The organism is Curtobacterium sp. Leaf154 (genome assembly GCF_001424595.1).
GTDB lineage: Bacteria > Actinomycetota > Actinomycetes > Actinomycetales > Microbacteriaceae > Curtobacterium > Curtobacterium poinsettiae.
Window position 1 is genome coordinate 50,573 of record NZ_LMOS01000007.1, and the last position, 18,671, is coordinate 69,243.

The following is an 18,671-nucleotide window of genomic DNA, read 5'->3' on the forward strand; positions in this document are numbered from 1 at the left end:
CATGGGACGGAAGACGGCCGGGAGGCGCGGATCACCGCCCACGGGATCGCGTCCGGCCCGGCAGCTGGTCACCGCTGCGGGCCTCGCCTACGTCGCGAACTGCCTGTGGGGCACCGCGGTCGCCGTGCGGCTGATCCGCACGAAGAAGCTCCGCGTCGTGCACCACGGGCTGTTCGTCGTGACCGCGACCCTGACCGGTGTCGCCGCGACGACCCCCGTGTGGACGCGCGACCGGACCGCCCTGTTCCTGCTGCCAGCACTCGTGCCGCTGGCGGTCGCTCCACGCACGAACCCGCGCGCCGGAGCACACTGGAGGGTCGCGGTCGCCGCAGCACCGTCCTACCTGGGGGCCGTGCTCGCCCGCAGGCGATCAGAGAGGTGAGCAGTGGAGCTGTTCGAGGCCATCCGACGACGACGCACGACGAACGGGCCGTTCCTGCCCGATCCGGTGTCGGAGGAGCACCAGCGGCTGCTCATGGAGCTCGCCGGACGGGCGCCGTCGCAGCTCAACAGCCAGCCGTGGCGCTTCGTGCTGGTCGAGGAGCGCGAGACGATCGACCGCGTCGCCGAGATCAGCGGCAGCTCGATGACCCGCACCATGGCCGCGGGCACGTTCTTCGACCGGTACAAGCCGTACTTCCGGTTCTCGAAGGCCGAGATGGACGAGCGGCGCGACGGGATGCTGTTCGACAAGCTCCCCGGGCCGCTGCGGCCGTTCACGAAGCAGGTGTTCACGAAGCGCGGGCAACTGCTCATGAACACGCTCCGGGTGCCGCAGACCCTGGGTGAGGAGAACCGGAAGCTCGTCGCCGGGTCGCCGCTGCTGCTCGGCGTGATGCTCGACCGCCACGAGTACCGGAAGGAGGAGCTGTCCGGCTTCTACTCGGTGTTCAGCATGGGCGCGGCGATGGAGAACATCTGGCTCGCGACGACCGAGCTCGGCCTGGGGATCCAGTTCGTGTCCTTCCCGATGGAGACCCCCGGCGCGTGGGAGGAGATCGAGGGACTGCTCCGCGTGCCCGAGTCGCTCGAGCTGATGGCCGTCTACCGGATCGGGTACCTGCCCCCGGAACGACGACGGCCGGCCATCGACTGGACGTCGAGCGAGCGGAAGCGTCCCTCGCAGTACGTGTTCCGCGGCACCTGCGACACCCCGCAGCGCGGTTGGGACGACGCACCCGTCGCAGCCCACATCGAACCGGAGGCGACCACATCGTGACCGACACCCGACCCACCCAGAGCGCCCCGGGCCTCCAGCCCGTCGCCCCCGGCCTGCCGGGCCGTCCCTGGATCTCGCAGGACTGGCTCGACGTCGTCTTCGTGCACTGGCGCGTCGACGTGTCGGCGGTGGCGCCGCTGCTACCGGCCGGCACACGGCCCGACACGATGGCGCTCGACGGCACCGACGACGGCGTGACCACCTGGGTGGGCCTCATCGCGTTCCGGTTCGAGGACACCCGGTTCCCGCCGTTCTCGACCGGGAGCATCGGCGACTTCGTCGAGCTGAACGTCCGCGTCTACACGGTCGACGAGCAGGGACAGCGCGGGGTGGTGTTCCTGTCGCTCGACGCCGGCAAGCTCCTGCCGACCATCGGGGCGCGAGTCGCGACGGGCCTGCCGTACCGGTGGGCGGTCGCCGAGTCGCGCAGCGGTGACGGCCGCGTCGGGTACGCGATGCGTCGGCACGGCACCCACCTGCGGTCGATGCTCGACATCCGGGTGGGCGAGGCACTCGACGAGCCAGGGGCCCTCGAGACGTTCCTGACGGCGCGGTGGGGCATGCACGTGCACCGGGCCAGACGGACGCGCTTCTGGCCGAACGAGCACGAGCCGTGGCCGTTGCACCGGGCCTCGGTGGTGTCGCTGCGGGACGACCTGGTCGGGGCGGCCGGGCTGCCCTTCGGGCTGACCGAGCTCGAGCCGGACTCGGTGCTCTACTCGCCGGGGGTCACGACGCGGTTCGGTCGGGGGCGCTGAGCGGATCGGTGCCCGGCTCCGGTCCCGGTCGCTGACCCTCGACGGCCTCCGCCCCGTCGAGGTCGGGCTCGGCCGTCCTCGACGCGGCTCGCCAGTTCAGCACCGCGACGACGACGGCGACAGGGATGACCAGGACGCTCCACCCGATCCACAGCGATGCGTGCGCTTCGTCGACGACCGGGACCGTCAACGCCACGACCGCGAACACGGCCGCCACCACCGCGACGGCCGCCGACGCCACCGCACGACCGCGCCGCTCGAACCGCGTCGGGTCGTCGCGTCGCATCGTGTACAGGCCCGTCGCGACGACCAGGTACCCGATCAGGAGCGTCCGTGCTCCCGCCGCGAAGGCGAACACCGACAACGCGACGCCGACCACGTTCCACACGAGGACCTGTGTGCGATGCAAGTGCCAAGCCTCCGCCCGACTCGGGTACCAGTACGCACGCCGCCCGGCGACCGCGAGCACGAACGCACCGACCAGCACCACGGCGCCGACCGGGATCACGACGGGCAGGGCGGGACGCTGCAACCAGATGCCGGTCGCCACGATCGCCATCACCCCGACTGCCAGAGCCGTCGGCGGACCCCACCACTGCTCGGGGACGATCGGCGTCCGGCGGATCCAGCGCGGCTGCGGCTCCGCGTCCGGCTCCGGTTCCACGGGGTCGTCTCGCGTGTCCACACCACCATCATGCTCGGCCACCGTCCGGAGGCACGGGTCGTCGGGGGACAGCGGCTGAGTGGTGCATGGGCGACCGCAGGTACAAGGGAGCCATGACTCGAGTGGCAGTGGTGACCGGTGGATCCGCAGGACTGGGACGGGCGACCGTGCGGGAGCTCGCCGCACGGGGGTGGGACGTGGCCGTCCTGGCCCGCGGGCAGGAGGGCGTCGACGCCGCCGTCGCCGAGGTCGTGGCCGCCGGGCGCCGCGGCCTGGCCCTGGTCGCCGACGTCTCCGACCGCGACGCCGTCGAGGCCGCGGCCGACCGGGTCGAGCAGGAGCTCGGGCCGATCGACCTGTGGGTGAACGGCGTGATGGTCGGGGTGTTCGGGAAGTTCCTCGACACCGCCCCGGAGGACTTCGAGCGGGCGCTGCACGTGACCTACCTCGGCTTCGTGAACGGCACCCGGTCTGCACTGTCGCGGATGGTCCCCCGCGGTCGTGGGCACGTGATCCAGGTCGGTTCGGCGCTCGGGTTCCGCGGGATCCCCCTGCAGGCCGCGTACTGCGGAGCGAAGCACGCGATCGTCGGGTTCACCGAGTCCGTCGTCTCCGAGCTGCGCGAGCAGGGCAGCAAGGTCAAGGTGTCCCGCGTGGACATGCCCGCGCTCAACACCATCCAGTTCCAGTGGGTGAAGTCGAAGCTGCCGCACCACCCGCAGCCGGTCGCCCCGATCTACCAGCCCGAGGTCGGTGCCCGGGCCATCGCCGCGGTGGCCGAGCGGCCGCGCAGCCGCACCTGGGTGGGCGAGTCCACGGTCTACACGATCCTCGGCAACCGGATCAGCGGACGCTTCGCCGACTGGTACGCCGCCAAGACCCTGGTCGACGGGCAGCAGGCTCCGGACAAGGACGGCCTCGAGATGCGGGACAACCTGTACGAGCCGGTGCCGGGCGACCACGGTGCACACGGGGTCTTCGACGAGTCCGCGCACGCCTGGTCGCCGCAGACCTGGTGGGTGGAGCACCGCCGGGTCGGCAACGGGATCATCGGAGCGGTGCTCGGTGCCGCCGGGGCCGTCGCCCTCGTCGCAGGACGCCGACGATGAGCCGCCGGTCGTCGACCGTGTCCGGAGCAGCCGTCGTCGAGCTGGCCCGAGCTGGGCTCGGCCTGTGGCACCTGAGCCGTGCGGCCCGAGGGTCGGACCAGGCGGCGCTGCACGGTGTGCTCGGGGTCCGGCAGCTCGGACAGGCTGTGCTCGTCGCGCGGGCGGGTTCCGGCAACGCGCACACCCTGAGCGCCGTCGTGGACACCCTGCACGGCGTGACGATGGTGCCGCTGGCCGTCGCCGATCCCCGTCGCCGCCGGTTCGCGCTCGACCAGCTCTGGATCGCCGCCGCCCTGGCGATCGCCGAGGCAGCGGTCGTCGGTCGCGGAGGACGGCGCTGAGTGCTGTCGGGGGTGCTCGGTAGCGTCCCTGGCATGAGCACGATCTACTCCGTCGCGTCCTCGCTGGACGGCTTCGTCGCTGCGCCCGACGACGACCTCGACTGGCTGCTGCGGTTCGGCTTCGAGCCGTTCCAGGAGCACCACGACCGGTTCTACGCGGGCGTCGGCGCGATCGCGATGGGGTCGACGACGTACGAGTGGTTGCTCGAGCACGACGACACGTGGGCGTACCCGGACCTGGCGACGTGGGTGTTCACCACGCGAGACCTTCCGGTGCCCGACGGCGCCGACGTGCGCTTCGTCTCGGGCGAGGTCGGCGACCACCAGGCCGACCTCGAGCGCGTGGCCGCCGGCCGTGACGTCTGGGTCGTCGGCGGCGGACTGCTCGCGGCGCAGTACCAGCAGGCGGGCATCCTCGACGAGCTGCGGGTCACCGTGATGCCGATCGCACTCGGTGCCGGAGCCCCACTGCTGCCGGTCTCCGCACCGACGCCGGTGTACGAACTCGTCGGCACCACGCAGTTCGACGGCGGGGCGGTCGAGCTCCACTACCGTTCCGCAGCAACCGCGGCGTAGCGTCCGGAGCATGAGCGACAACGAGCAGACCGAGCCCGTCATGGACGGTGCCACCGATGCCACGAACCACGAGAAGCTGCAGGGTCTGATCGAGCAGGTCGACCACGACCACGCCGGTGAAGGCGCCGGCGCGATGGCAGACCACCTGCGGGACCGCATGGCCGAGACCGGCGTCGAGGACGAAGAAGCGGGTGACGCCGAGGACTGATCCCCGGGGCACTTCGTGAGCAGAAGAGGTCGGGTCCCGTCTGGGGATCCGACCTCTTCTGCTCACGAAGTGGAACGTACGAAGCGCAACGCGCGCGAAGCGGAAGTGCCTACACGCGCAGCTCGGAGAAATCGCTGTCGACGTCGCCGAACCGGTGCGCGGTGATCGACACCGACTGCTCGCGCAGGTACGGCAGCATCTCGATCACGCCGGCCTCGACCACGGGGGCGTCGTGGATCGCGACGTCGATGCTCGCGCCCAGTGCTTCTTCGAGAGCCTGGGAGTCGCCGCCGAGCAGCCGGATGCGGGCCCCGGGACCGCCGAACGCCGTGTGTGCCGGGCGGTCCTGCCCCTGTGACAGCACGGCCTCGAGCGCGTCGACGGGCTCGTCGTCCTGACCGCTGGACCAGTCCGCCTGGAACACCGCCCCCGACGACGCGCGGGCGTGGAACTCCTGGTCGGACTCCACCAGGTGGTCGACGACGTCGAGCGGCGACCGGTTCCCCGCCAGCAGCTGGGTGAGGGGGCCGGGCAGCGGCCGAGCCGTGCTCAGCAGGACGTGCGCCCGTGCCGAGGTCGCGGCGACGAGCGTCCGGACGAGGTCCACGGTCGAGGCGTCCTCGGCCTGGCGCACGATGACGGACTGGGGACGGTGACGCAGCACGTTCCGCTGCACCACGAGTCCCGCCAGGTCCTGCGAGCGGAACAGGGTCTCGCGTGCACGGACGTCGCTCAGGGCACCGGCGCGCACACGGTCGAACTCCTCGAACGACAGCCCGCTGCGTGCGGCCTCGATCACCGCGGTCACGCGCGGGGGCAGGCCGTGCAGCTGGATGCTCCGGTGCACCGTGCGGGGCGTGGGCAGCCACCGGCCGAGCGTCGCGACGTACATCGGACCGCCGGCCTTGGTGCCGGTACCGACCGACGAACCCTTCCAGCCGCCGAACGGCTGGCGCCCGACGACGGCACCGGTGGTGCCGCGGTTGACGGAGAGGTTGCCGGCGCGGACACGGGCGAGCCACTCGGACACCTCGTCGACGTCGAGCGAGTGGATGCCCGCCGTCAGCCCGAAGTCGGTGCCGTTCTGGATCGCGATGGCCTGCTCGAGGGTCTCGGCCCGCATGATGCCGAGCACCGGGCCCGAGTACACGGTCTGGTGGAAGTCGCTGCCGGGGCGGACACCGTCGCGGATGCCCGGCGACCAGAGCCGACCGGAGTCGTCGACCGCCTCGGGCTGCACGAGCCAGGACTCCCCCGGGCCGAGCTCGGTCAGACCCTGACGGAGGGCGCCCTGCGGCTCCGTGATGAGCGGGCCGACCTGCGCCGTGGGGTCGTCGGGCCACGCCACCCGGAGCGTGCGGGTGGCGTCGACGAGCTGCCGCTGGAAGCGCTCGCTCTCGCCCACCGACCCGACCAGGATCACCAGCGACGCCGCCGAGCACTGCTGTCCGGCGTGCCCGAAGGCGGACCGCACGATGTCCTGCACCGCCAGGTCCAGGTCGGCGCTCGGCGTGACGACGATGGCGTTCTTGCCGCTCGTCTCGGCGTTGAGCGGCAGCCCGGCGCGCCACCAGCGGAACGAGCGGGCGGTGTCGGACGAGCCGGTCAGGATGATGCGGTCGACCGTGGGGTGGCCGACGAGGTCGCGGCCGAGTTCGTCCTCGGCCAGGTCGACGAGCTGCAGCAGCGAGTGCGGCACCCCGGCGTCCCAGAGCACGTCGGCGAGCACGGCCCCCGAGCGCTTCGCTTCGGGTGCGGACTTGAACACGACACCGCTGCCCGCGGCGAGCGCAGCCAGCACGCCCCCGGCGGGGACCGCGACGGGGGAGCTCCACGGTGACACGACGACGGTCAACCGTGGCGGCACGTACTGCGCGCCCTCGACGTCCCCGAGGCGCCGAGCGCGCTCGGCGTAGTAGTGGGCGGCGTCGACGGCGTCGGTCACCTCGGTGTCGGCCTCGGTGAAGGTCTTGCCGGTCTCGGCGGCCATCACCTCGATCAGGTCGGCGCGGCGGGTCTCGAGTTCGTGTCCGATGAGGTCGAGGAGCTCGGCGCGGTCGGACGGGTCCTGTCGGCCCCAGTTCACGCCGGCCTGGGCGGTCCGGGCCATGATCCGCTCGAGCTTGGAGCGGTCGGCGACCTTCGCCCCACGGATCGTCTGCGCACCGAGCTGCGAGCGCGGCACCCGGCGCAGGACGTCGAGTGCCCAGGCCCGGTTCGCGGCGACGGACGGGTCGGTGTCGGGGGCGTTCCGGAACGCGTCCCGCAGGACCGGTTCACCGAGCGCGCGGTGGCGGTCCTGGGTGCGGTGGCTGGCGGGGACGGGTTCGTCGAGTGCGGCGACGGATGCCAGGAACCGGCTGTGCTCCCGCTCGAACACGCTGGCGTCGTGGTCGATGTCGGACGCGGCGGCGAGGAAGTTCTCGGGGCTGGCGCTCTCCTGCAGGCGGCGCGCCAGGTACGCGATGGCGGAGTCGAACTCGTCGGGCTGGACGACGGGCGTGTAGAGCAGGATCTGCCCGACGTCGGCGCGGACGGCCTGTGCGTGGGTGGACGCCATGCCGAGCAGCATCTCGACGTCGACGGCGTCGGTCACCCCGCGCCGCTGGGCGAGCACCCACGCGGTGGCGAGGTCGAACAGGTTGTGCCCGGCGACCCCGATCCGCACGGCGTCGGTGCGTTCCGGCGTCAGCGCGGCGTCGAGCATCCGGAGGTAGGCGGTGTCGGTCTCGCGCTTGCTGCCCCAGGTGGCGAGGGGCCACCCGTGCACGATCGCGTCGACGTGTTCCATCGCGAGGTTCGCGCCCTTGACGAGCCGCACCGTGATCGGGGCTCCGCCGCGCGACCGGCGTTCCTGCGCCCACTCGGTCAGCGCGTCGAGCGCTCCGGCGGCGTCGGGCAGGTAGGCCTGCAGCACGATGCCGGCCTGCAGGTCGGCGAACTCGTCACGGTCGAGCAGCGTCCGGAACACGGCGAGGGTGACGTCGAGGTCGCGGTACTCCTCGATGTCGAGGTTGATGAACTTGGCGGGGCGTCCGGCGGCCGTCGGCGCCGCGGCCAGGCGGTACAGCGGGACGAGCCGGTCGACGACGCGCTCGACGGTCTGGTCGAAGGCCCACGGCGAGGTCTGCGGCACGACGGCGCTCACCTTGATCGACACGTGGTCGACGTCGTCGCGGGCGAGCAGGTCCATCGTGCCCTGCAGGCGTCGGTCGCTCTCGGCGCTGCCGAGGACGGCTTCGCCGAGCAGGTTCACGTTGAGGCGGGTGCCCGGTCCGCGGAGCTTGGCGAGCGCGGGACCGAGCTTGCTCGTGCTCGCGTCGATCACCAGGTGCCCGGTCATCCGGCGCAGGATCCGGCGCGCGGTGGGGATCACGGCCCACGGCGCCATGGTGGCGAACCCGCCACCCAGCGTCACCGCACCGCGCAGGTACCAGGCGAGGAAGTCGGGGACGTCACGGCTCAGCTGCTCGAGGTTGCGCGCGGCGACCCGGGGGTCTTCGGGGCGGACGACCTTGTCGACGAAACCACGGGTGAAGTCGAGGCCCTGCTCGTCGCGCAGGACCTGGGCCAGACGGGCCGCACCCGGGTCGGGCTTCACCCCGGCGGACGCCGCCAGCCACCGGCGCACGAGCGCGACGGCGTCATCGGTCGTGTCCTGGAGGCGAGCACTCGGCATCCCCCGATCGTATGCCGCACGTCCGACGCGACCTCGGAGCACGCCGTACGTCGGCCAGGAGTCATCCGAGCGGATGAAAGCACCCGTGGCGCGGTCCGATGCCCCGCCCGGTGGATACGCTGGTCGGCATGTCGACGGAGGGCAACGGTGGCCACGACTGGGTCACCTGGGACGCGTACCACGACGCCTGGCGACAGCTCGACCGGGCGCTCGACCGGGCCGTCCAGGCGGGAGCCGGCATCTCGGTCCCCGAGTTCGAGATCCTGATCGGCCTGCACCGCGACCCCGACCACCGTCTGCGCGTCCGGGACATCGCCACGGGGATCGGCTGGGAGAAGTCGCGCGTCAGCCACCAGGTCACGCGGATGGTGGCCCGCGGCCTGGTCGAGCGCGCCGACTGCCCGAGCGACGCGCGCGGCAGCTGGGTGGTCATGACCGCGGACGGTCGGCGAGCGGTGCTCGCCGGCATCCGCGCGCACACCGGTGCGCTGGAGGACCTGTTCTGGAGGCCCGTGGGGACCGACGCCGAGACGCTGCGGTCCGTCAGCGCGCGCGTCCAGGACGCCGTCGGCCCCGACGACGCTGCGGACGAGGCCGACGCCGGCTAGAGCGTGACGACGGCGAGCGCGCCGCGCTCACCGCGCAGCCGCACCTGGACGCTCCTGATGTCGTCGCGCGGGATGTCCGTCGAGGCCGACAGCCCGCGCGCATCCGCACCGGCAGCCGTCCACGAGCCGACGGTCTGCGTCGTGCCGTCGTTCCGGACGACGACGAGGTCGTAGAGGATCGACCCGTCGGGGGACCACGCCTTGCCGCCGTACGAGCACCCCCAGTCGAAGCGGGTGCCCCACTGCTCGCCGCTGACGGCCAGCTTGACGTCGAGGCCCTGCACGCCGCTCATGTCGTACCGGTCGGCTGTGGCCGCAGCGGTCGGCGCGGAGCCGGCCTGCACCGTGGTGCGCTCCCCCGCTGCCCCGACCGCGAGCCCGCCCAGGACGGCGGCGACCACCGCGAGCCCGGCGGTGGCGGCGACCCAGACCCGGCGACGGCGGCGACGGTGTCGGACGCGGTGCGCGACGGAGGCGAGGTCGCTCTCGGAACGGGTGTCGGGCCTCCCGTCCGGTTCCGCGATCTCGATCGCCTGGTCGGCCGGCAGCTTGCCGAGCAGACCCGGCAGACCGACCAGCTCGGCGACGGCGGCCGCACAGCGGTCGCAGTTCTCGATGTGTCGTTCGTACTCCAGGCGCTCGCTCGCCGGGAGCGACCCGAGGACGTACGCCGCATCCCACTCTGCGTACTTGTCGTCGCTCATCGGGTCACTCCTCGTTCCTGCAGTGCGAGCCGGAGGGCTCGCAGCCCGTAGTGCAGCCGCGACTTGGCGGTGCCCTCCGGGATGTCGTGTCGTCGTGCGATCTCCGGCACCGTGTGCCCGAGCCAGTACGCGTCGACCACCACGCGGCGGTGGTCCGGGGTCAACGACGCGAGTGCGTCGGCGACCACGATCCGGTCCAGCACGGCGTCCGTGCTGTCCGACTCGATCCGTTCCACCTGGTGTTCGGTGCCGTGCTCGCGCCGGTTGTGTGCGGAGCGCGCCTCGTCCACGACCAGGTTGCGCGCCACCGTGAACAACCACGCCCGTGCGCTGTCGGGTGCCCGTTCGAGCACGGCCGGGCGCTGCCAGGCGCGGACCATCGCCTCCTGCACGACGTCCTCGACCGTCGAGCCGTCCCGCGTGAGGTGCCGGACGTACCGCGTGAGCGCGTCACCGTGCTCGCGGTACAGCGTCGCGAGCAACTCGTCCGCGGAACGGCTCGTCACGGTCACTTCCCGAGGTCGAGGGAGAACTCGACGGAGCCCTTCCCGTCCACGGTGACGAAGCCGAGCGAGGGGGCCTTCACGCCGTAGTCGGCGAAGGTGATCGGCACGGTGCCGGCGACCTGGACGGTGCCGCCCTTGCCGACCGCGACCTGCGCGTCGGCCGTGACCGGCTTCTCGACGCCGTGCAGCTCCATCGTGCCGGTCAGGGTGACGTCCTGCGTGGAGCCGTCGAGCGCCTTCGTGACGTCGACGGGCTTGGTGAGCTCGAACGTCGCCGTCGGGTACTTGTCGGTCTGCAGTGCGGTGGAGCGGAAGTACTCGTCGCGTGCGGCTTCGGGGGTGCTGATCTTGCCGACCTGCACGGTGACGGACGCCTTGGTGAGCGAGCCGCCGTCGACGACGGCGGTGCCCTTGACGTCCTTCGTGCGACCGACCACGTTCACATCATTCCCCTGCAGGACCTCGTGCACCCGGTACCCGGCGTACGAGCTGCTCTTGCTGGTCCAGGTGCCGTCGGCGTCCTTCGCGTCGAGGGTGCCGGACGAGGACGCCGACAGCGAGGGTGCTGCCGCGGCCTGGCCGTTGACGGTGTTCGCGTAGATGACCGGGCCGGCGATGACGGCTGCTGCCGCCACGACGACGACGCCGGCGGAGATCCCGATGATGACCTTGGTGCGTTTGCGGAGTGCCATACCCAGACAACGAGGGAGCGGAGCGGATCGTTCAAACGGGTTTTCAGTCCGAGGTCCGGGCGGGGTCCTGGTCGGCTCGGTCCTGGTCGATCTCGGCTGCGCCGTCGTCGGTCGCGGGGGTCTCGCCGCGCATGCGCACGAGGCTCGCCAGCGTGGACACGGCCATCGCGGCGACGATCACGAGCAGGGACACCCACGTGTTGATCTCCGGTGCCCACTCGATGTGGTGGCCGCCGTTCAGGAACGGCAGCTCGTTGTCGTGCAGCGCGTGCAGGACGAGCTTCACACCGATGAAGGCCAGGATCACGGCGATGCCGTACTTCAGGTAGACCAGGCGCTCGAGCAGGCCGCCGAGCAGGAAGTAGAGCTGGCGCAGGCCCATCAGGGCGAAGACGTTCGCGGTGAACACGATGAAAGGACTCTCGGTGATGCCGAAGATCGCCGGGATCGAGTCGAGCGCGAACAGCAGGTCGGTGGTGCCGATCGCGATGAGCACGACGAGCAGCGGCGTGAAGTGCCGGACGCCGTCGTGGTGGGTGCGGAACTTCATGCCGTCGAACGTGTCGGTGAGGCGGACCCGGCGGCGCAGCAGCCGGACGATGAAGCTGTCCTTCTGGTCGTCCTCGTCCTCGCCGCGGAGCTGCTGGATCGCCGTCCAGATCAGCCAGGCACCGAAGATGTAGAAGATCCACGAGAAGTTCTCGATGAGCTGCGCGCCGACCAGGATGAAGATCCCGCGGAGCACGAGCGCGATGATGATGCCGAGCAGCAGCACCTCTTGCTGGATCTTCTTCGGCACCGAGAAGCGCGCCATGATGATGACGAACACGAACAGGTTGTCGATGCTCAGGCTGTACTCGGTCAGCCAGCCCGCCAGGAACTGCCCGGCCGAGTCGCCGCCGGCGAAGACCAGCATCAGCACCGCGAAGACCAGCGCCAGCCCGACGTAGACGCCCACCCAGATGCCGGATTCGCGCAGCGTCGGCACGTGCGGACGACGCGCGACGATGAGCAGGTCGGCGAGCAGGATCGCGACCAGGGCGATCATCGAGCCGACTTCGAACACGACGGGGAGCTCGGGCATGCGGAGCCTTCCTTGCTGGTGGTGGGGCGGGCCGCTTCGTGAGTGGCCCGGACCAGTCTCCGGCATGATCCGGGCGGTGGCGAACCCCGGGGCTGCGTGCGGCGGACAGTGCTGTTCACCTCGCGGGGGTCCGCAGCTGTTCACCTCGCAGGGTCCGCACGGACCGGGAGCAGCCCTAGCCTGGGCACGTGGGGACTCCGCGAGCGATCGGCTTCGACCTGGACGGCACGCTGTTCGACCACCACGGGTCGGCTCGGGCAGGCGTGACCCGGTTCCTGCAGGGCTTCGGCGTCGAGGCCACGGAGGCGGTCCTCCGCGACTGGTTCACGGCCGAGGACGAGCAGTTCGAGCGTTGGCGGTCCGGGGCGATCAGCTTCCAGGAACAGCGACGCGCACGGCTCCGCACGGTCCTGCCGCCGCTGGGTGTCGTGGTCCCCGAGGACGACGCCGGCCTGGACGCGGTGTTCGACGACTACTCGGGTGCGTACCGGGAGGCGTGGCGGCTCTTCCCCGAGAGCCTGCCGCTGCTGCACGAGCTGCGCGAGCACGGACACCGCCTCGGGCTCCTGACGAACGGCACGGAGACCCAGCAACGCGACAAGCTCGCACGGACCGGCCTGGCCGACGCGTTCGACGTCGTCTGCACCTCGGAACGCATCGGGTTCCAGAAGCCGGACGTCCGCGCGTTCGGAACCCTGGCGCGGGAGCTCGGCGTGAACCCGGCGGACTGTCTCTTCGTGGGCGACGACCCCGAGCGCGACGTGGTCGGTGCCAGGGCGGCCGGGATGCGGGCGGTGCTGGTCGACCACGGGCAGCCGGAGCGCCCCGGCATCCGGGAGCTCGTGCTGTCAGCGCTCTGACGTCACCGCGTCCGCGACGGCGCGGGCGACCTCGCTGGCCGGGGTGTCGGTCGCGTCGATGACCTCGGCCTCGACGTGCAGCCAGCCGCGCGCCGCATCTGCGTAGGCGTCGACGTACGCGAACCGGAACGTCGACGGGCCCACGATCGGGTCGTGCTGGATCCGGTCGCGGAGCGTCGGCTCGTCGACGTGCAGCACGAAGTGCCGGACCGGGATGCCGTGGGCGGCGAGTCCCGCGGCGATCTCGCGCCAGTAGGCCTCGACCAGGACCGTCATCGGCATGATGAGCGGTCCGCCCACGTAGTCGTGCACCCGGCGGGCGGTCTCGACCACGAGCGGCCGCCACGGGTCCCAGTGCTGGAAGTTGTCACTGGCCGGCAGCCCCGGCGTGACGTCCATCAGCACCTCGCCGACCTTCTCGGCATCGAGGACCCGCGAGCCGGGCAGCAGCGGCTGGAGCAGTCGGCTCGTCGTCGTCTTGCCCGCCCCGTGTGTTCCGTTCAACCAGACGATCACACCAGGACCCTAGCCGCCGACCACCCCGTGGGGCGGTCGGCGGCCGGTTGTCGATCGACGAACGATCAGCGACCGCTGAGGTCGTACGGGCTCATCGTCGAGTCGACCGTCGTCATGTACCCACCCCCGGCGAGAGCCGTGGGCAGCGTGATGGTGCGGAGCACGGACGGCGTCGCGCCGGCGGTGTCGATCTGGGTGATCTTCCCCTCGTCGCCCCGCGTCACGAACACACTGCGGCCGTCGTCGGTCGCCGCGGTGAACCGCACCGACGCCCCGGTGGCCGGCTGTCCGGCGACGGGCCCCTTGCGCAGCGGCGTGAGCGCGACCGAGGTCGTCCGGCCGGAGTAGACGCCGTCGGCCTGCTTGCGCACCAGGACGAGCGAGTCGCCGGTGCCCGACGTCAGCGCGACGGCGGCGAACCGCGCGGTCACGGCGACCCGGGTGAAGGAACCGGTGCCGAGGTCGACGCTGCTGATCCTGCTCGACGACGTCGACGAGGTGGTCAGGTAGGCGGGGACGGCGTTCCACGGGGTCCCCGCGGCCGTGGTGCCGGCCTGGGTGCCGACCACGGTCGTGCCGTCCGGTGCCATGCGGGGCCGGTAGCTCTGCACGCTCGGCTTCGGGTAGGCGACGGACCGGGAGCCCGTGAAGCCGGTCCGTGTCACCCGGACGGTCTGCACGCCGGCGGCCAGGTCGGAGCCGATCACCGTCCCGGTGGCGTTGACGATCGGGCCGTGCGGGTAGGCGCCGAGGGGCGTGGTCGCGACGGGGCGCGGGTGGGTCGCACCCTGCATGATCGCGGACACGGAGTAGGCGTCGAGTCGTCCGCCCGCGGTGACTACCAGGCGCAGGGGGCTGCCGACCAGGAACGTCTCGACCTCTTCGGTGCCGCGCTTGCCCGTCGTGGCGAGCTGCACGGCCGAGGTGTCGATCCGAGCAGTGTGCTCCGTCTTCCGCCGCAGGTCGATCACCGTGACCCGCTGGCGCTCGGAGCCGTCGAAGTCGGACCCGACCGCCAGGTGACGCCGCGCCGTGTCGGTGGACAGCCAGCCGGCGCGCTCCCACCGGCCGTCGCCGTTCGGGATCGCGTAGTGCTGCGCGATGCGGGCCGTACCGCGGGGGCCGATGGCCAGGACGTCGAGCTGCGGCTTCGACTCGTCCATGAACGCGATCTGCCCGTGGCCGAGCTGCACCGAGCCCGCGTGGGTGCCGAACTCGATCCCGCTCAGGGTGGCGGTCCGCCTGCCGGTCACGGCGTCGTTGACGTACACGCGCTTCGCGGTCGGGTCGGCCGTGACGAGCCAGCTGTGGTGGGCGGTCCGGGTCACGGTGGGTGCAGCCGAGGCGGGGACGGCGATCGCGGTGGCGACGAGTGGGACGAGCCCCGCGATGACGAGTGCCGGGAGGAGACGTGGAGGTCGAGCGGACATGGAGCTCCTGAGTGCAGTGCGGATGAGGGTCATCTAGACGATAACCGTTCTCATCTAGGCGAGACGCTCCAGAACTGTACGAAGACGCTCAGCATCCCGACGAAGGGGATGGCACCCACGGCCACCGACAGGGCAGCGAAGCAGATCGCCGGCGTCCTGGCTTCGAGTCCGCGGAGCCGCACCGCAGCGACGAGCGCGCCGACCGCGAACGGGAACGTCCCGAGCACGGCGTACAGCGGCCACGACAACGGCGCCCACGACGCAGCGCTCTCCCCCACGGCTCCGACGGAGACGATCGAGCCGGCGACGACGAGCGCGATCTCGACGAACGGGGGCACGGCGATCGCCACGTCACGCACCACCCGTCGCCGCTGCCGCCCCATGCGCTGACCCTAGTGATCCGTGATGTGCGCGCCTCCCCGCCTTCCACCAACCGGCCGTGCCAGTGTCGAGCCGTGCAGAACTCCACGACAGTCGTCATCGCCGGATGCGGCGACCTCGGGACCGAAGCCGGCCTGCGCTTCGCCGACCAGGGCCACCGCGTGATCGGACTCCGCCGCCGCGCCGAGCTGATCCCCGCTCCTATCACCGGCCGGAGCGTCGACCTGCGCCACGAGGTCCCCGCGATCCCGGCCGACACGAGCGTCGTCGTCGTGGCCTTCGCCGCCGGCAGCCGCGACGTCGACGAGTACCGCGCCACCTACGTCGACGGTCTGCGCAACGTGCTCGACGGCATCGACGCCTCGGACGCCGACCCCCGGGTGCTCGTCGTGTCCTCGACCGCGGTCTACGACGTCGCCGACGGCAGCGAGGTCACCGAGGAGACCCCGGCGCGTGGTGCGACCCCGACCGCCGAGGTCCTGGTCGAGGCCGAGGTCCTGCTGCGCGAACGGGCTCCCGGCGCCGTGCTGGTCCGGCTGTCGGGCGTCTACGGCCCCGGCCGCGAGCGACTCATCGACCAGGTCCGGTCCGGGTCCGCGCGACTGGCGCCGGGCACCTCACCGCACACGAACCGCATCCACCGCGACGACGCTGCCGCCGCACTCGTGCACCTGGCGGCGCTGCCCGACCCGGCACCGCTCTACCTGGGTACCGACGACGAGCCGAGCCGACTGGACGACGTGCTGCGGTTCCTGGCCGACGAGCTCCACGTCGCCGAGCCGTCCACCGGCGAGGGCGACGCACGGCAGGCCGGCGGCGACAAGCGCCTGTCCAACACGCTGCTCCGGTCGACGGGGTGGACACCGCAGTACCCGACGTTCCGCGAGGGCTACCGCGCCGTCCTGGCCGGCGAGGGCACCCGCCACCCCTGACACCCTGCGAGACACCGGTGTTCACGCTCCGAACACGCGCGTGCCGGTGTGCGACGCGCGAACACCGGTGTTCTGCGGACGACCGCTCAGTGGCCGCGGTGGTCCTGGATCGTGATCCGCGGCCCGAACGACGGCTTCCGGAACCCCGAGCCGGCGATCAGGCGCACGATGCGCTCCCGGTGCCCGCGCCAGGGCTCGAGCAGCTCGAGCATCCCGTCGTCGTCGACCGGCGAACCGGTCAGCGCCCACCCGACGAGCGCCGGCACGTGGAAGTCCCCCACGCTCGGTGCGTCCGGGTCGCCGTGGGATCGCTGCGCGGTCTCGGCGGCGGTCCACCGGCCGACCCCGGGGATGGACTGCAGCTTCGTGGACACGGCCTCGCCGCCGCGGCCGTGCGCCAGGGTCCGCTCGAGTGCCGGCGCGAGCTGCACGGCGCGCATCACGGTCGCCGAGCGCCCCGGTTCGATGCCGGCCCGGTGCCACTCCCAGCTCGGGATCCGAGCCCACGTCCGGGCGTCGGGCGGCACCATCATGCCCGCGGGTGCCGGGCCGGGCGCCGGGGTGCCGTGCCGACGGAGCAGGTACCGCCACGCGCCCCACGCCTGACGCGAGGTCACCTTCTGCTCCATGATCGCCGGCACGAGCATCGCGACGACGGTGTTCGTGCGGAGCAGCCGGAGCCCGGGCTGCCGGTGTCGTGCCGCGGCCAGGAACTCGTTGCCGGAGACGTCGAACGACGACCAGTCGTCGCCGCGACCGAGCAGCTCAGGAGCGTGGGAAACGGCCCAGGGCGCTCCGCTCCCCCACGCCGAGACCGCGATGGTGTCGCCGGCCCGCCGGATCGCGACGGAAGCGGGGCCGGAGGGCGTCTGCAGCGCGAGCCACACGACACCGCCGGCCACCTGGAAGGCCGGGTCGCCGGAGCCGCGCTGCAGGGGCCGCAGGGTCGACGCGACGTCCACCGCGCCTCCAGGCCGGTACACCGTGTCGACGCGCGACGCGTCACCGGACGCACCAGCGTCGTCGACGGCAGCGGCGGCGGAAGCGAGCAGGGACACACGGGGATGGTAATGCTGAACCACCGTCAGTCATGATGGGCAGTGATCCCCACCACCCGACGACGGAGTTCACCATGCGCATCGGCATCCTCACCTCCGGAGGCGACTGCCCCGGCCTGAACGCGGTCATCCGCGCGATCGTCCTCAAGGGCATCGCCATCTACGGCCACGACTTCATCGGCTTCCGCGACGGGTGGCGCGGCGTGGTCGACGGCGACATCGTCCCGCTCGGCCGCAAGGACATCCAGGGCATCGCGAAGCAGGGCGGCACCATCCTCGGCACCAGCCGCACGAACCCGTTCGAGGGCCCCAACGGCGGGGTCGAGAACATCGAGCGGATGCTCGAGAAGCACGGCATCGACGCCATCGTCGCGATCGGCGGCGAGGGCACCCTCGCCGCCGCGAAGCGCCTCACCGACGCCGGGCTGAAGATCGTGGGCGTGCCGAAGACCGTCGACAACGACCTGGGTGCGACCGACTACACGTTCGGCTTCGACACCGCCGTCGCCATCGCGACCGAGGCCATGGACCGCCTGCGCACCACGGGCGAGTCGCACTCGCGCTGCATGGTCGCCGAGGTGATGGGCCGGCACGTGGGCTGGATCGCGCTGCACTCCGGCATGGCCGCGGGCGCGCACGCGATCCTCATCCCCGAGCAGAAGACGAGCATGGAACAGATCGCGAAGTGGGTGCGGGCCGCCTACGACCGCGGTCGTGCCCCGCTCGTGGTGGTGGCCGAGGGCTTCGTCCCCGACCACGAGGACACCGCGCACACCGAGCGTGGCCTCGACGCCTTCGGGCGCCCGCGGCTCGGTGGCATCGGCGAGCGCCTCGCGCCGCTCATCGAGGAGATGACGGGCATCGAGACGCGGGCCACGACCCTGGGGCACATCCAGCGCGGCGGCACGCCGACGGCGTACGACCGGGTGCTGTCGACCAGGCTCGGCCTGGCGGCGATCGACTCCGTGGTCGAGGAGCGCTGGGGCCGGATGGTGGCGCTCCGGGGCACCGAGATCGAGCACGTCTCGTTCGAGGAGGCGCTCGGCGAGCTCAAGACGGTGCCGCAGGCGCGCTTCGACGAGGCCGCCATCATGTTCGGCTGAGTGGGCTGGGCTGGGCTGGGCTGGGCTGGGCTGGGCTGGGCTGGGGCTGGGGTTGGGGCTGGGGGCTGTTTCGGGCGCACCTGGTCGAATCGGGCGTACCCCGTCGGTTGTTCCGCCCCGGTACGCCCGATCCCACCAGCCATCGCGCACGTTCTGGGAAAGAGCGGGCAGACCGCCGGGCGCGACCGGCTCGGCGATGACGCGCCAGCGGCATGCCGGGCGCGCCGACCGAGCCTGCGAGGG

Annotated in this window: 21 protein-coding genes; 11 read left to right on the plus strand and 10 right to left on the minus strand. The window is 72.0% G+C overall.

Annotation, left to right across the window (positions count from 1 at the left end; translation table 11 throughout):
- The first annotated feature begins 1 nt into the window (after nucleotide 1).
- Genes ASF75_RS17765 through ASF75_RS14340 form a run of 3 tightly spaced genes read left to right on the plus strand, consistent with a single transcriptional unit; the run spans nucleotide 2 to nucleotide 1,977 of the window.
- The gene (locus tag ASF75_RS17765) at nucleotides 2-382 is read left to right on the plus strand and encodes a hypothetical protein (RefSeq protein WP_017887695.1); all 381 of its coding nucleotides are present in this window, start codon (nucleotides 2-4) and stop codon (nucleotides 380-382) included.
- Between the two features lie 3 nt (nucleotides 383-385).
- The gene (locus tag ASF75_RS14335; protein ID WP_056072458.1) at nucleotides 386-1,219 is read left to right on the plus strand and encodes a nitroreductase family protein; all 834 of its coding nucleotides are present in this window, start codon (nucleotides 386-388) and stop codon (nucleotides 1,217-1,219) included.
- The gene (locus ASF75_RS14340; protein WP_056072461.1) at nucleotides 1,216-1,977 is read left to right on the plus strand and encodes a YqjF family protein; all 762 of its coding nucleotides are present in this window, start codon (nucleotides 1,216-1,218) and stop codon (nucleotides 1,975-1,977) included. Before ASF75_RS14335 ends, ASF75_RS14340 begins: the two co-directional genes overlap by 4 nt.
- On the opposite strand, the gene ASF75_RS14345 is transcribed toward ASF75_RS14340, so the two are convergent.
- The gene (locus ASF75_RS14345) at nucleotides 1,949-2,662 is read right to left on the minus strand and encodes a hypothetical protein (RefSeq protein ID WP_056072464.1); all 714 of its coding nucleotides are present in this window, start codon (nucleotides 2,660-2,662) and stop codon (nucleotides 1,949-1,951) included. The genes ASF75_RS14340 and ASF75_RS14345 overlap by 29 nt on opposite strands.
- Before the next feature lie 92 nt (nucleotides 2,663-2,754).
- Here ASF75_RS14345 and ASF75_RS14350 point away from each other — a divergent pair, with 92 nt between their 5' ends.
- From ASF75_RS14350 to ASF75_RS14365, 4 genes are read left to right on the plus strand one after another with little or no spacing between them, the layout of a single operon-like run.
- Nucleotides 2,755-3,750, plus strand: a complete 996-nt coding sequence (locus ASF75_RS14350) for an SDR family oxidoreductase (RefSeq protein WP_042537967.1) — start codon at nucleotides 2,755-2,757, stop codon at nucleotides 3,748-3,750.
- Entirely contained in the window at nucleotides 3,747-4,091 is a 345-nt protein-coding gene (locus tag ASF75_RS14355; protein WP_056072467.1) for a hypothetical protein, read from the plus strand. Before ASF75_RS14350 ends, ASF75_RS14355 begins: the two co-directional genes overlap by 4 nt.
- Before the next feature lie 33 nt (nucleotides 4,092-4,124).
- Complete coding sequence (locus ASF75_RS14360; protein ID WP_056072716.1) at nucleotides 4,125-4,667, plus strand: dihydrofolate reductase family protein; 543 nt, start codon at nucleotides 4,125-4,127, stop codon at nucleotides 4,665-4,667.
- A gap of 10 nt (nucleotides 4,668-4,677) precedes the next feature.
- The gene (locus ASF75_RS14365) at nucleotides 4,678-4,875 is read left to right on the plus strand and encodes a hypothetical protein (RefSeq protein ID WP_042537971.1); all 198 of its coding nucleotides are present in this window, start codon (nucleotides 4,678-4,680) and stop codon (nucleotides 4,873-4,875) included.
- Between the two features lie 109 nt (nucleotides 4,876-4,984).
- Here the strand turns inward: ASF75_RS14365 and ASF75_RS14370 are convergent, their stop codons facing one another.
- On the minus strand, nucleotides 4,985-8,554 hold the full coding sequence (locus tag ASF75_RS14370; RefSeq protein ID WP_056072470.1) for a bifunctional proline dehydrogenase/L-glutamate gamma-semialdehyde dehydrogenase: 3,570 nt from the start codon (nucleotides 8,552-8,554) through the stop codon (nucleotides 4,985-4,987).
- 128 nt (nucleotides 8,555-8,682) lie between these two features.
- Here ASF75_RS14370 and ASF75_RS14375 point away from each other — a divergent pair, with 128 nt between their 5' ends.
- Complete coding sequence (locus tag ASF75_RS14375) at nucleotides 8,683-9,162, plus strand: MarR family winged helix-turn-helix transcriptional regulator (protein WP_056072473.1); 480 nt, start codon at nucleotides 8,683-8,685, stop codon at nucleotides 9,160-9,162.
- On the opposite strand, the gene ASF75_RS14380 is transcribed toward ASF75_RS14375, so the two are convergent.
- Genes ASF75_RS14380 through ASF75_RS14395 form a run of 4 tightly spaced genes read right to left on the minus strand, consistent with a single transcriptional unit; the run spans nucleotide 9,159 to nucleotide 12,148 of the window.
- The gene (locus ASF75_RS14380) at nucleotides 9,159-9,866 is read right to left on the minus strand and encodes a zf-HC2 domain-containing protein (RefSeq protein ID WP_017887704.1); all 708 of its coding nucleotides are present in this window, start codon (nucleotides 9,864-9,866) and stop codon (nucleotides 9,159-9,161) included. The genes ASF75_RS14375 and ASF75_RS14380 overlap by 4 nt on opposite strands.
- Nucleotides 9,863-10,378, minus strand: coding sequence for a sigma-70 family RNA polymerase sigma factor (locus ASF75_RS14385; protein WP_017887705.1), 516 nt, complete (start codon nucleotides 10,376-10,378; stop codon nucleotides 9,863-9,865). The genes ASF75_RS14380 and ASF75_RS14385 overlap by 4 nt, the downstream gene beginning before the upstream one ends.
- Complete coding sequence (locus tag ASF75_RS14390) at nucleotides 10,375-11,064, minus strand: YceI family protein (RefSeq protein WP_017887706.1); 690 nt, start codon at nucleotides 11,062-11,064, stop codon at nucleotides 10,375-10,377. The genes ASF75_RS14385 and ASF75_RS14390 overlap by 4 nt, the downstream gene beginning before the upstream one ends.
- A gap of 43 nt (nucleotides 11,065-11,107) precedes the next feature.
- Nucleotides 11,108-12,148, minus strand: coding sequence for a TerC family protein (locus ASF75_RS14395; protein WP_017887707.1), 1,041 nt, complete (start codon nucleotides 12,146-12,148; stop codon nucleotides 11,108-11,110).
- A gap of 188 nt (nucleotides 12,149-12,336) precedes the next feature.
- Here ASF75_RS14395 and ASF75_RS14400 point away from each other — a divergent pair, with 188 nt between their 5' ends.
- A complete protein-coding gene (locus ASF75_RS14400; RefSeq protein WP_056072476.1) occupies nucleotides 12,337-13,008 on the plus strand; it encodes an HAD family hydrolase in 672 nt (223 codons plus the stop codon).
- On the opposite strand, the gene ASF75_RS14405 is transcribed toward ASF75_RS14400, so the two are convergent.
- The 3 genes from ASF75_RS14405 to ASF75_RS14415 all read right to left on the minus strand — a co-directional run bounded on the left by ASF75_RS14405 (nucleotide 12,997) and on the right by ASF75_RS14415 (nucleotide 15,337).
- Complete coding sequence (locus tag ASF75_RS14405; protein WP_056072479.1) at nucleotides 12,997-13,524, minus strand: AAA family ATPase; 528 nt, start codon at nucleotides 13,522-13,524, stop codon at nucleotides 12,997-12,999. The two genes, ASF75_RS14400 and ASF75_RS14405, sit on opposite strands and share 12 nt — an antisense overlap.
- A 65-nt stretch (nucleotides 13,525-13,589) precedes the next feature.
- Nucleotides 13,590-14,954 (minus strand): hypothetical protein, encoded by a 1,365-nt coding sequence (locus ASF75_RS14410; RefSeq protein ID WP_017887710.1) that lies wholly within the window; start codon nucleotides 14,952-14,954, stop codon nucleotides 13,590-13,592.
- 50 nt (nucleotides 14,955-15,004) lie between these two features.
- The gene (locus ASF75_RS14415; RefSeq protein ID WP_020381114.1) at nucleotides 15,005-15,337 is read right to left on the minus strand and encodes a hypothetical protein; all 333 of its coding nucleotides are present in this window, start codon (nucleotides 15,335-15,337) and stop codon (nucleotides 15,005-15,007) included.
- 72 nt (nucleotides 15,338-15,409) lie between these two features.
- Between ASF75_RS14415 and ASF75_RS14420 the strand changes: the two genes are divergently transcribed.
- On the plus strand, nucleotides 15,410-16,267 hold the full coding sequence (locus tag ASF75_RS14420; RefSeq protein ID WP_056072482.1) for an NAD-dependent epimerase/dehydratase family protein: 858 nt from the start codon (nucleotides 15,410-15,412) through the stop codon (nucleotides 16,265-16,267).
- Nucleotides 16,268-16,353: 86 nt separating this feature from the next.
- Here the strand turns inward: ASF75_RS14420 and ASF75_RS14425 are convergent, their stop codons facing one another.
- Nucleotides 16,354-17,325 carry a DNA-3-methyladenine glycosylase family protein gene (locus ASF75_RS14425; protein WP_200942697.1) on the minus strand — a complete coding sequence of 324 codons (972 nt, stop codon included), beginning with the start codon at nucleotides 17,323-17,325 and terminating at the stop codon, nucleotides 16,354-16,356.
- 74 nt (nucleotides 17,326-17,399) lie between these two features.
- Between ASF75_RS14425 and ASF75_RS14430 the strand changes: the two genes are divergently transcribed.
- Entirely contained in the window at nucleotides 17,400-18,428 is a 1,029-nt protein-coding gene (locus tag ASF75_RS14430; protein ID WP_056072721.1) for a 6-phosphofructokinase, read from the plus strand.
- Nucleotides 18,429-18,671: the final 243 nt, after the last annotated feature.